Source organism: Mycobacterium interjectum (assembly GCF_900078675.2).
In the GTDB taxonomy this organism is placed as follows: Bacteria; Actinomycetota; Actinomycetes; order Mycobacteriales; family Mycobacteriaceae; genus Mycobacterium; species Mycobacterium interjectum.
Map to the genome: position 1 here is coordinate 241,555 of NZ_LT546236.1, position 12,303 is coordinate 253,857.

8 protein-coding genes and 4 pseudogenes are annotated in these 12,303 nt (G+C 69.8%); 9 read left to right on the plus strand and 3 right to left on the minus strand.

Annotated features, from left to right (window positions below):
* Positions 1-294, plus strand: a pseudogene (locus BN4348_RS30950) (hypothetical protein); the annotation flags it as partial.
* A gap of 4 nt (positions 295-298) precedes the next feature.
* On the opposite strand, the gene BN4348_RS30955 reads toward BN4348_RS30950, so the two are convergent.
* The 3 genes from BN4348_RS30955 to BN4348_RS30965 all read right to left on the minus strand — a co-directional run bounded on the left by BN4348_RS30955 (position 299) and on the right by BN4348_RS30965 (position 2,593).
* Positions 299-1,342 carry an LLM class F420-dependent oxidoreductase gene (locus BN4348_RS30955; protein WP_066907638.1) on the minus strand — a complete coding sequence of 348 codons (1,044 nt, stop codon included), beginning with the start codon at positions 1,340-1,342 and terminating at the stop codon, positions 299-301.
* Between the two features lie 182 nt (positions 1,343-1,524).
* Positions 1,525-2,364 carry a dienelactone hydrolase family protein gene (locus tag BN4348_RS30960; protein ID WP_066907641.1) on the minus strand — a complete coding sequence of 280 codons (840 nt, stop codon included), beginning with the start codon at positions 2,362-2,364 and terminating at the stop codon, positions 1,525-1,527.
* A 25-nt stretch (positions 2,365-2,389) separates the two neighbouring features.
* A complete protein-coding gene (locus BN4348_RS30965) occupies positions 2,390-2,593 on the minus strand; it encodes an Rv1535 family protein (RefSeq protein ID WP_066907644.1) in 204 nt (67 codons plus the stop codon).
* A gap of 542 nt (positions 2,594-3,135) precedes the next feature.
* Here BN4348_RS30965 and glmS point away from each other — a divergent pair.
* From glmS to alr, 8 genes and pseudogenes are all read left to right on the plus strand, one after another.
* Positions 3,136-5,001, plus strand: a complete 1,866-nt coding sequence (gene glmS / locus BN4348_RS30970; protein ID WP_066907647.1) for a glutamine--fructose-6-phosphate transaminase (isomerizing) — start codon at positions 3,136-3,138, stop codon at positions 4,999-5,001.
* Positions 5,002-5,091: 90 nt separating this feature from the next.
* A complete protein-coding gene (locus BN4348_RS30975; protein ID WP_372514152.1) occupies positions 5,092-5,799 on the plus strand; it encodes a rhomboid-like protein in 708 nt (235 codons plus the stop codon).
* Positions 5,800-5,801: 2 nt separating this feature from the next.
* Positions 5,802-7,652, plus strand: coding sequence for a S9 family peptidase (locus BN4348_RS30980; protein WP_066907649.1), 1,851 nt, complete (start codon positions 5,802-5,804; stop codon positions 7,650-7,652).
* Positions 7,653-7,672: 20 nt separating this feature from the next.
* A pseudogene (locus tag BN4348_RS30985) lies at positions 7,673-8,870 on the plus strand (NAD(P)H-hydrate dehydratase).
* Between the two features lie 13 nt (positions 8,871-8,883).
* Complete coding sequence (locus BN4348_RS30990) at positions 8,884-10,266, plus strand: glutamate decarboxylase (RefSeq protein WP_066907651.1); 1,383 nt, start codon at positions 8,884-8,886, stop codon at positions 10,264-10,266.
* 99 nt (positions 10,267-10,365) lie between these two features.
* Positions 10,366-10,536: pseudogene (locus BN4348_RS30995) on the plus strand (alanine racemase); the annotation flags it as partial.
* Positions 10,535-11,041 (plus strand): annotated as a pseudogene (locus BN4348_RS31000) (ADP-dependent NAD(P)H-hydrate dehydratase); the annotation flags it as partial. The pseudogenes BN4348_RS30995 and BN4348_RS31000, both read left to right, overlap by 2 nt.
* A 13-nt stretch (positions 11,042-11,054) precedes the next feature.
* Complete coding sequence (gene alr / locus BN4348_RS31005) at positions 11,055-12,284, plus strand: alanine racemase (protein ID WP_167670432.1); 1,230 nt, start codon at positions 11,055-11,057, stop codon at positions 12,282-12,284.
* Positions 12,285-12,303 lie beyond the last annotated feature (19 nt).

Genomic DNA, 12,303 nt, shown 5'->3' on the forward strand with positions numbered 1-12,303 from the left:
GCCGAGGACGACGAGGACGACGAGGACGCCGAGGACGCCGAGGGCAAGCCCGCCGAGCCGGAAGAGGTCAAAGACGCCGATAAGGTGACCGACACCGCGGCGGCCAAACCCGCCGAGGAGGCGATGACGGTCGATGCGCCGGCCGCACCGGCCGATCCGCCCGCCCCGGTTGCCGAGCCGCCGACCCCTGCTGCGGAACGACCCACCCCTGTCGGGGAGCCACCGCCCGCGGCAACCGAGGCATCAACGCCGTGCGAGATCGCGGCCGACCAGCTTCCGCAGGCGGGGCGATGAGGGTTCAGGCGGGCCGCAGCGCGAGCACGTCCTCGACGAAGCGCACGCCTTCGCGCGCGTCGGCGGCCAGCGGGCTCACCAACAGGGTGGTCACGCCGGCCTCGGCGAAGGCGGCCAGGCGTTCGGCGACGTACCCCCGGGGGCCGACGAGCGACATCCCGCGGACCAGCTCGTCGGGCACCAGCGCGATGGCCTCGCCCTTGCGGCCCGACAGGTAGAGCTCCTGGATCCGGTCGGCGACCTCGCCGAATCCATAGCGGGTGGCCAGGCTGTGATAGAAGTTGCGGCCCTTGGCTCCCATTCCGCCCAGGTAGAGGGCCAGCTGCGGCTTGACCCAGGCCAGCCGCTCTTCGACGTCGTCGCCGATGGCCAGCGACGCGTGCACCATGACGTCGAGGGGACCCAGCGCCGGGTCCCGTTTGGCGGCCCCGGCGGCCAGCGCCTCGCCCCACACCAAATGCGCCTTCTCCGGCAGATAGAAGACGGGCTGCCAGCCCTCGGCGATCTCGGCGGTAAGCTCGACGTTCTTCGGGCCCAACGCGGCGATGGAGATCGGAATGTGTTCGCGCACAGGGTGATTGATGAGCTGCAGCGCCTTGCCCAGGCCCGTTCCGCGGTCGGCGGGCAGCGGGATCTGGTAGTGCTTGCCGGCGTATTGCACCCGCTCGCGGCGCCACACCTGCCGGCAGATCTCCACGATCTCGCGGGTGCGGCCCAGCGGGGCGTCGAACTCGACGCCGTGGAATCCCTCCATCACCTGGGGACCCGACGTGCCGATGCCGAGCCGAAATCGCCCGCCGGACACGAAATCCAGGCCGGCGGCGGTCATAGCCAGCAGCGACGGGGTGCGGATGTAGATGGGAAACACTCCCGACGCCAGCTCGACGGTGCTGGTCTTGGCGGCCAGATACCCGAGCTGGCTGACGGCGTCGAAGGAATAGGCCTCGGCGACCACCGCGACGTCGATGCCGGCCTTCTCGAGCTCGACGACGCGGTCGACGCCTTCGTGAAATCCGCCCGAGTAGTCCAGAGCGATCCCGATTCGCATCCACGACAGATACCACGGCGGCGGTGGCGCGCCGCGGTCGGCCGGGGGCCGCGGCGTTGGCCGTCGCCAACGGCGGGGCGAACCTCAAAGACCATGGCCACTGCCTTGGGGNCGGGACGATCCTCAAAGACCATGGCCACTGCCTGGGAGATCCCGGGAGCCGAGGCGCCCACCGCGCGCGCTTACTTGAGCAGCGCGACGACCTTTTCTTCGAGGGCGACCGGCTCGGCCCCGGGATCTACCGGGTCGGTCCGTGGCAGCTTTGCGTCCAGATCGGCGAAGGCGCGATAAGTCTTGTCCCCGCCCAGCGCGTAGAGCAGGTAACCGGTCAGCAGCGCCCGGACCGAACGCTGCGTGCGACGGTGCGGGCCGGCCAGCCCGACCACGTTGGCCAGTCGGCGGCCCTCGACCAGACCGCCGGATTCGGCCTTGTGCACGACGCGCAGCGTCGCGGTGTTCCACGCGGCGTCCAGCGCCAGGGCGTTGGAGTTCAGCGATTTCGCATCCCCGGGCGCGGTCAGGATCAAACCGGGGACCTTCAGCGTGGCGGCGGGCTGCTCGGCCGGGGGCGTGGTGACCGACGGGAAGAGCGCCGCCGCCGCCGCGGGCTTGTCGGGCATGCCGGCCGCGGCGAACACGGCCGCCGAGCCGCCGAAACCGTGGCCCACCACGCCGAGCTTGGCGGGATGCACGCTGATGTTGCCGGGCCCCAGCCGCACCCCGGCGACGATGTCGAGGGCGGTGCCGAGGTCGTAGGCGAAGTTGAGCACCGAGGGTGCCAGCCCCCGCTGGGTGTCGGGCGCCCCGGCCACGATGCCCCACGACGCCAGGTGCTCGAGCAGGCCCGCGTAGCGGGCGGCGCCGGCGAGCCAGTCGTGGCCGAACGCCACGCCCGGCAGATTGAGCCCCGCGGCGGGGGTGTACACCACGCCCGGCAAACCGGCGAAGGCCAGGTCACCGCGCAAAACCCGGTGCGGGCCACGGCGGCTGAGGGCTGCGACGAGCTTCCGGATCCGAGCCACCCGTCGACGTTAGCGCATGGCCCCGCTAGGCCGTGACCTCGATGACCCCCACCCGCCACAGCGCCGCGTACAGGTGGCGCAGCGGGATGCTCAGCAAACGAGAGGCCGCGTCGACCATCGGGTCACCCCCGCCGACCGGCGGGCGGGCGGCCCGCTTCGGCGCGGGCGCTACGGTGGACCGCGGCGCGGCTGCGGCGGTCACCACTTCGTCGAACAGAACAGCGGTCATGATTCCCTCCTGAAAGATCTTTACGGGCCGTTCACCGAATCCCGGATTTTCCGTTATTAACATTTGCTAGATGGTCATTTGCCTAAGGCTTACGAATAGTTGAACTATTGGCGTCGGCCGGTATTGAAGAGGTATCTCGAAGTATTACCGGCCGGATTTTCGGCGCGGCTCTGTCGCGTTAAATCCTTGTTCTGCAGGTTGATCCGCCGATAAAGATCGAGCGTCACCCCCGTTATTCCCTCCGCTGGCCGCGGGTTGTTGCCAGCTGTTACCCGACATTTCGCAGTGTAAATGGGACGGTTGCTGAACAGCGGACGTCAATGGGAACGACACGAATACATCGGGTGAAATAAACGGCGATCGTTTGTGAAGGCGGTGTGAATGCATCGCTGCGGTCCTTCCCTGCCGGTTTCGACGACCACAGCCTCCCGCCGGCGCCTGGAGGGATCCTCAACGAATTCTTGGCGCCACGGGCGCGCTGTATTCGCAGGTCGGGCGCCTGCTGGCGGGTCCGGCCCGATCGCTGCACTACCCTGTTCAGGATGTGCGGGATTGTCGGCTACGTCGGGCACCGCCCGGCCTGCGAGGTCGTCATGGACGCGCTGCGCCGGATGGAGTACCGCGGCTACGACTCATCGGGAATCGCGCTGGTCGACGGCCAGGGCAAACTCACCGTCCGGCGTCGCGCCGGCCGGCTGGCCAACCTGGACGAGGCGGTGGCCGGGATGGCCCCGGCGTCCAAGGCGGGCACCACCGGCCTCGGCCACACCCGCTGGGCCACCCACGGCCGACCCACCGACCGCAACGCGCACCCGCACCGCGACGCCGCCGGCAAGATCGCCGTCGTCCACAACGGCATCATCGAAAACTTCTCGGCGCTGCGCCACGAGCTGGAGGCGGCCGGCGTGGAGTTCGCCAGCGACACCGACACCGAGGTGGCGGTGCACCTGGTGGCGCAGGCCTACCGCCACGGCGAGACCGCGGGTGACTTCGTGGCCTCGGTGCTGGCGGTGCTGCGCCGGCTCGAGGGCCACTTCACCCTGGTGTTCGCCAACGCCGACGAGCCGGGCACCATCGTGGCGGCCCGCCGCTCGACGCCGCTGGTGATCGGGGTCGGCGACGGCGAGATGTTCGTCGGCTCCGACGTGGCCGCGTTCATCGAGCACACCCGCAACGCCGTGGAGCTCGGCCAGGACCAGGCGGTGGTGATCAACGCGGACGGCTACCGCATCACCGACTTCCACGGCAACGTCGACGTCGAGTACCGCGAATTCCACATCGACTGGGACCTGGCCGCCGCCGAAAAGGGCGGCTACCCGTACTTCATGCTCAAGGAGATCGCCGAGCAGCCCACCGCGGTGGCCGACACCCTGCTCGGGCACTTCGTCGACGGCCGGATCGTCCTCGATGAACAGCGCCTGTCCGATCAGGAACTGCGCGAGATCGACAAGGTGTTCGTGGTGGCCTGCGGCACCGCCTACCACTCCGGGCTGCTCGCCAAGTACGCGATCGAGCACTGGACCCGGCTGCCGGTGGAGGTCGAGCTGGCCAGCGAATTCCGCTACCGCGACCCGGTCCTGGACCGCAGCACGCTGGTCGTCGCGATCTCGCAGTCCGGCGAGACCGCCGACACCCTGGAAGCGGTCCGGCACGCCAAGGAGCAGAAGGCCAAGGTGCTGGCGATCTGCAACACCAACGGCTCGCAGATCCCGCGGGAGTGCGACGCGGTGCTCTACACGCGCGCCGGCCCGGAGATCGGCGTCGCCTCGACCAAGACCTTCCTGGCCCAGATCGCGGCCAACTACCTGGTCGGCCTGGCGCTGGCGCAGGCCCGCGGCACCAAGTACCCCGACGAGGTCGAGCGCGAGTACCGCGAACTGGAGGCGATGCCCGACCTGGTGGCCCGGGTGCTGGGGATGATCGAGCCGGTGACCGCGCTGGCGCACCGGTTCGCCCAGTCCTCGACCGTGCTGTTCCTCGGTCGCCACGTCGGCTACCCGGTGGCGCTGGAAGGCGCACTGAAGCTCAAGGAGCTGGCCTACATGCACGCCGAGGGCTTCGCCGCCGGCGAGCTCAAGCACGGCCCGATCGCGCTGATCGAAGACGACCTGCCCGTCATCGTGGTCATGCCCTCGCCCAAGGGGCAGGCCACGCTGCACGCCAAGCTGCTGTCCAACATCCGCGAGATCCAGACCCGCGGCGCGGTGACCATCGTCATCGCCGAAGAGGGCGACGACACCGTGCGTCCCTACGCCGACCACCTCATCGAAATCCCCTCGGTTTCAACGCTTCTGCAGCCGCTGCTGTCGACCATCCCGCTGCAGGTGTTCGCCGCGTCGGTCGCGCAGGCCCGCGGCTACGACGTCGACAAGCCGCGCAACCTGGCCAAGTCCGTCACCGTCGAGTAGGCGCTCGCCGCTGCGGTCCTCTCGGCGGAAACGCCGGCGGTATTGGGCGAAGTTGTACGGCCCACAGCCCGGCGTGCCAAAGTTGAACCCGTGGCAAACGCATCGGTGGGGACACGGCTGCGGCGGATCTGGCTCGCCGTGTGGCATTTCGTCACCGGCGCGCCGTTGACCTACAGCTGGCTGCTGGTGCTGACGATCACCACGATCATCCAGAACGAATTGCCCGGCCGCCAACTGCACTCGGTGCTGTTGCACCGGTCCACCAACATTCACGCGCTGGGAACCGATCCGCTCGACGTGCTGTTCTCCAGCCTGCTGTGGCTCGACGGCAAGAACCTCGAACCATACTTGCTGCTGTTCACCCTGTTTCTCGCGCCGGCCGAGCACTGGCTCGGCCAATTGCGTTGGCTCACCATCGGATTGAGCTCCCACATCCTCGCGACCTATATCAGCGAGGGCATCCTGTACTACGCGATCGAGGAACACGAGGCGTCCGAGCGGCTGGTGCACGCCCGCGACATCGGGGTCAGCTATTTCCTGGTCGGCGTCATGGCCGTGCTGACCTACCACATCGCGCGGCCGTGGCGCTGGGGCTATTTGGGCGTGCTGTTCGTCATCTTCGGTTTTCCGCTGCTGACGATGAACCGCCACGAGCTGAACTTCACCGCGATCGGTCACTTCGCCGCGATCCTGATCGGGCTCTGTTTCTATCCGATGGCGCGCGAACGCAAACGTCCGGCGTTGAATCCGGCGCATCTGCGAGCCGCTTTCCGGCGGGTCGGTTCGCGCGAGGGGTAGCGATGGGGGTCCGCGCGCTCTACGGCGCATCGCTGTCGCCCGATGCCACCGCGTTCGCCCACCTCGTCGACGACGGCGGTTATCCGCATGCGGTGCAGCGCTTCCTGCGGGGCCGTCAGTTCAGCTCGTCGCGCAACGTCGAACTCCCGGTCGAGGGTCCCGTCTCGCGGGTCATCCACTCCGCCGACGGCCACTGGCTGGCCTGCGAGGTGGCCCCCGGGGGCGGTACCCGCAGGCAGATCTGGGTTGTCACCACCGATCCCGAGGACCGGATGGCGTGGCGCGCCGACCGCGAGGAGGACGGGACCGCCGAGCTGATCGGGTGGGACGGCACCCGGATCGCGGCCATCCTGACGGGCGAGGACGGGGTGGGGCAGTCGTGTCTGATCGATCCGGCCGACGGCGGTTGCACCGTGCTGGACCGCCGTTCCGGTGCCCGGCTCGTCGACGCGTGGGCCGGCGCGTCGCTGATCCGGGTCGGGCCGCGCGGCTACCGCGAGATGGTGATGCTGCACGGGGACACCGAAATCGCCCTGCTGCCTTCCGATCCCGGGTCGGTGACGGCGTACGGCGTGATCCTCGACGATCACCATCCCCGCCGCCTGCGCTACGGCCCGAGCGGCGAACTGACCAGGCTGTACAACCCCGGCGTGGGCGCCGACGGATACTTCCGCGCGCTGCTCATCAGCGACAACGGCTGCGAACACGCTCGGCTGCTGGAGGTGATCGCCACGCTGGACGGCGTGAGCTACTTCGTGGTGGCCGAACGCCCCGACGGCGATCTCGACGAGTTCGCCGTCAGCGCCGACATGTCCACGGTGGCCTTGCTGTGGAACGTACAGGGCTGCAGCGAGTTACAGATCCTCGATCACACCGACTACACGCTGGCCGAGCCGATTCCATTACCGGGCGACGTCGCGGGCGAGCTATCGCTGAGCGCCGGCGGCTCGATGGTGGCGATGACCGTGCAGGGCCCGGCGCTGCCGCGCACCGTCGAGCTGGTCGACCCGCGCACCCGGGAATGGCAACTCGTGGACCGTGAACCCAGCCGCGGCCCGCTGGCCCGCGGCTTTTCCGCCCGGCCGACGCAGGAGACGATCACCGCGCGCGACGGGCTGAACCTGCCGTCGTGGCTGTACAGGTCGTCGGTAACTGGTTCCGGCTCAGGCGCTTTGGTGTATCTGCACGGCGGTCCGGAGGGCCAGGCCAGGCCCGACTACAGCGAAATCTTCCCGGAGGTGCTCAACGCCGGGATCAGCGTGCTCACTCCGAACGTGCGCGGCTCCGGCGGGCTGGGCCGCACCTTCGTGCACGCCGACAACAAGGAGAAGCGGTTCGCGGCCATCGATGACGTCGCCGACTGCGTGCGCTTTCTGGTGGACAACAAGGTTGCCGACCCGGGCCGAATCGCCTGCGCGGGCTGGTCCTACGGCGGCTACCTGACGATGGCGGCCATGACGTTCCACCCCGAGTTGTTCGCCGCGGGCGTCACCATCTGCGGGATGAGCGACCTGGCCACGTTCTACCGCAACACCGAGCCGTGGATCGCCGATGCCGCCTACCCGGAGTACGGCCACCCGGTGTACGACCGCGAACTGCTCGAGCGGCTGTCGCCGCTGCGCCGGGTCGACGCCCTGACCGCGCCGCTGCTGGTCGTACACGGCGCCCACGACACCAACGTCCCGGTCAGCGAATCCGAGCAGATCGTCGCGGCGCTGCGGCAAGCCGGTCGCCACGTGCGCTACCTGCTGTTCGCCGACGACGGCCACGAGATCGTCAAGCGCGAGAACCACGCGGCGCTGGCCGCGACGATGACCGAATGGCTGACCGAGGCGTTCGCCAGGCGAGCCTAGGGCATGGAATGCTTGCGGTGATGCGGCACTACTACTGTGTTGACGCGATCCGCGACGCCGAAGCCCCGCTGTTGGCCAGCCTGCCCGACGGCGCACTGATGCGGCGCGCGGCGTTCGGGCTGGCCACCGAGATTCTCGCCGCGTTGACCGCCCGTGCGGGCGGGGTCGCGGGGCGCCGCGTGNCTCCGCCCAGCGGCGGCCGAGGTGTTCGCCGCGGTCGACAAGGCGGGAATCCCCGTCGTCGCCGTGGACATCCCCAGCGGCATCGACGTGGCGACCGGGGCCATCACCGGCCCCGCGGTCCACGCCGCGCTGACCGTCACCTTCGGCGGGCTCAAACCGGTGCACGCGCTGGCCGATTGCGGGCGCGTCGAACTGATCGACATCGGCCTCGACCTGCCCACAACCGATGTGCTGGGTTTCGAGGCCGCCGACGTCGTCGCGCGCTGGCCGGTGCCCGGCCCGCACGACGACAAGTACACCCAGGGCGTGACGGGGGTGATGGCCGGGTCGTCGACCTATCCGGGCGCGGCCGTGCTGTGCACCGGCGCCGCCGTCGCCGCACACTCGGGCATGGTCCGCTACGCCGGCAGCGCGCACACGCAGGTCCTGGCGCGATGGCCCGAGGTGATCGCGTCGCCCACCCCGGCGGCGGCCGGGCGGGTGCAGTCCTGGGTCGTCGGGCCGGGATTGGGCACCGACGAGACCGGGGCAGCGGCGCTGTGGTTCGCGCTGGACACCGACCTGCCGGTGATCGTCGACGCCGACGGGCTGACCATCCTGGCGGCCCACCCCGAGCTGGTCGTCAACCGCAGCGCGCCGACGGTGCTGACCCCGCACGCCGGTGAATTCGCGCGGCTGGCGGGTAACCCGCCGGGGGACGACCGCGTCGGCGCGTGCCGCAAGCTGGCCGACACGTTCGGCGCGACGGTGCTGCTCAAGGGGAACGTGACCGTCATCGCCGACCCCGGCGGCCCGGTGTATCTGAATCCCGCCGGGCAGTCCTGGGCGGCCACCGCCGGATCCGGCGACGTGCTGTCCGGGATGATCGGCGCGCTGCTGGCGTCGGGGTTGCCGGCCGCCGAGGCCGCCGCGGCCGCGGCCTTCGTGCACGCGCGCGCGGCGGCGTGCTCGGCCGCCGACCCGGGCCCCGGTGAGGCGCCGACGTCGTCGTCGCGGATCGTCCCGCACATCCGGGCCGCCCTGGCCGCCCTATAGAGAGGAATTCGTAGTGCCCCAACACCCGTCCGTGCCCGCGCACTCCATCGCCCCGGCCTATACCGGTCGCCTGTTCACCACGCCGGTGCCGGCGTTACGGCTGCCCGAGGAGTCGATGGACCCCGAGGCCGCCTACCGCTTCATCCACGACGAGCTGATGCTCGACGGCAGTTCCCGGCTGAACCTGGCCACCTTCGTGACCACCTGGATGGATCCCGAGGCCGGCAAACTGATGGCCGAGACGTTCGACAAGAACATGATCGACAAGGACGAATACCCGGTGACCGCCGCCATCGAGCAGCGCTGCGTCTGCATGGTGGCCGACCTGTTCCACGCCGACGACCTGCGCGACGACGATCCGTCCAGCGCCTGCGGGGTGTCCACCATCGGCTCCAGCGAGGCGGTGATGCTGGGCGGGCTGGCGATGAAATGGCGCTGGCGCGCGAAGGTCGGGAAGGGTTGGGAGGCCCGCAAGCCCAACCTGGTGATGGGCTCCAACGTCCAGGTGGTGTGGGAGAAGTTCTGCCGCTACTTCGACGTCGAACCGCGCTACCTGCCGATGGAGGAGGGCCGCTACGTCATCACCCCCGAGCAGGTCATCGACGCCGTCGACGAGGACACCATCGGGGTGGTGGCGATCCTCGGCACCACCTATACCGGTGAGCTCGAACCCATCGCCGAGATCTGCGCGGCGCTGGACAAGCTGGCCGCCGGCGGCGGGTTGGACGTCCCCGTGCACGTCGACGCCGCCAGCGGCGGCTTCGTGGTGCCCTTCCTGCACCCGGAACTCAAGTGGGATTTCCGGCTGCCGCGGGTGGTGTCGATCAACGTCAGCGGCCATAAGTACGGGCTGACCTACCCGGGCGTCGGGTTCGTCGTCTGGCGCAGCAAGGAGTACCTGCCCGAGGAGCTGGTGTTCCACGTGAACTACCTGGGCGGCGACATGCCGACCTTCACGCTGAACTTCTCCCGCCCCGGCAACCAGGTGGTCGGCCAGTACTACAACTTCCTGCGGCTGGGCCGCGAGGGCTACACACAGGTCATGAAGGCGCTGTCGTCGACGGCGCGCTGGCTGGGCGAGCAGCTCCGCGACGGCGACCACTGCCAGCTGATCTCCGACGGTTCGGCCATCCCGGTAGTCAGCTTCCGGCTGGCCAAGGACCGCGGCTACACCGAGTTCGACGTTTCCCACGAGCTGCGGGGCTACGGCTGGCAGGTGCCCGCCTACACCATGCCCGAGAACGCCACCGACGTCTCGGTGCTGCGCATCGTGGTGCGCGAAGGGCTCTCCGCCGACCTGGCCCGGGCGCTGCACGACGACGCCCGCAGCGCGCTGGCCTCGCTGGACAAGCTCAAGCCGGGCGGGCACTACGACGCCCAGCACTTCGCGCACTGATTTCTGGCGCCGAACGGCGACTTGTTGCGCTGATCAGGAATGCGCGGCAACACGTCGACGCTCGGCGGTGTTTGGGGCACTTCTGGGACAATGGCGGCCGTGGCCGTTACGCCGATATCCCTGACGCCCGGCATCCTCGCCGAGGCCGTCGTGGACCTGGGTGCCGTCGCGCACAACGTGCGGGTGCTGCGCGAGCACGCCGGCGGTGCGCAGGTGATGGCCGTCGTCAAGGCCGACGGCTACGGCCACGGCGCGACGCGGGTCGCCCGCANCGGCGCTGTGGTTCGCGCTGGACACCGACCTGCCGGTGATCGTCGACGCCGACGGGCTGACCATCCTGGCGGCCCACCCCGAGCTGGTCGTCAACCGCAGCGCGCCGACGGTGCTGACCCCGCACGCCGGTGAATTCGCGCGGCTGGCGGGTAACCCGCCGGGGGACGACCGCGTCGGCGCGTGCCGCAAGCTGGCCGACACGTTCGGCGCGACGGTGCTGCTCAAGGGGAACGTGACCGTCATCGCCGACCCCGGCGGCCCGGTGTATCTGAATCCCGCCGGGCAGTCCTGGGCGGCCACCGCCGGATCCGGCGACGTGCTGTCCGGGATGATCGGCGCGCTGCTGGCGTCGGGGTTGCCGGCCGCCGAGGCCGCCGCGGCCGCGGCCTTCGTGCACGCGCGCGCGGCGGCGTGCTCGGCCGCCGACCCGGGCCCCGGTGAGGCGCCGACGTCGTCGTCGCGGATCGTCCCGCACATCCGGGCCGCCCTGGCCGCCCTATAGAGAGGAATTCGTAGTGCCCCAACACCCGTCCGTGCCCGCGCACTCCATCGCCCCGGCCTATACCGGTCGCCTGTTCACCACGCCGGTGCCGGCGTTACGGCTGCCCGAGGAGTCGATGGACCCCGAGGCCGCCTACCGCTTCATCCACGACGAGCTGATGCTCGACGGCAGTTCCCGGCTGAACCTGGCCACCTTCGTGACCACCTGGATGGATCCCGAGGCCGGCAAACTGATGGCCGAGACGTTCGACAAGAACATGATCGACAAGGACGAATACCCGGTGACCGCCGCCATCGAGCAGCGCTGCGTCTGCATGGTGGCCGACCTGTTCCACGCCGACGACCTGCGCGACGACGATCCGTCCAGCGCCTGCGGGGTGTCCACCATCGGCTCCAGCGAGGCGGTGATGCTGGGCGGGCTGGCGATGAAATGGCGNGCGGTGCGCCGGACCGGGCGGACGGCCACGGTGACCGTCAAGGTGGACACGGGATTGAACCGCAACGGCGTCGCCCCGGCGCAGTATCCGGCGATGCTGCGTGGGCTGCGCGCCGCCATCGCCCAGGACGCCCTCCGGGTGCGCGGGCTGATGTCGCACATGGTGTACGCCGACCAGCCCGACAACCCCATCAACGACGTTCAGGCCCAACGGCTTTCCGAGATGCTGGCGCTGGCGCGCGCCGAGGGGGTGCGGTTCGAGGTTGCCCACCTGGCGAATTCGGCGGCCACCATGTCGCGGCCAGACCTGGCCTTCGACCTGGTGCGGCCCGGCATCGCGGTGTACGGCCTGAGCCCGGTTCCCGGGCTGGGCGACATGGGGCTGGTCCCGGCGATGACGGTGAAATGCCCGGTCGCGCTGGTGAAGTCGATTCGCGCCGGCGAGAGCGTGTCCTATGGACATACCTGGACGGCGCAACGGGACACCACCCTGGCGCTGCTGCCGATCGGCTACGCCGACGGCGTGTTCCGCTCGCTGGGCGGGCGCCTCGAGGTGCTGATCAACGGCCGGCGCCGGCCCGGCGCCGGCCGGATTTGCATGGACCAGTTCATGGTCGACCTGGGTCCCGGGCCGCTCGACGTGGCCGAGGGCGACGAGGCGATCCTGTTCGGGCCCGGCTCCGGTGGCGAACCCACCGCACAGGATTGGGCCGATTTGCTCGGCACCATCCACTACGAAGTGGTCACCAGCCCCCGGGGGCGGATCACCAGAACCTATCGCGAGGCCGAAACCGTTGGGTCCGGATAAAACCCGCAGGCGGCAGAGG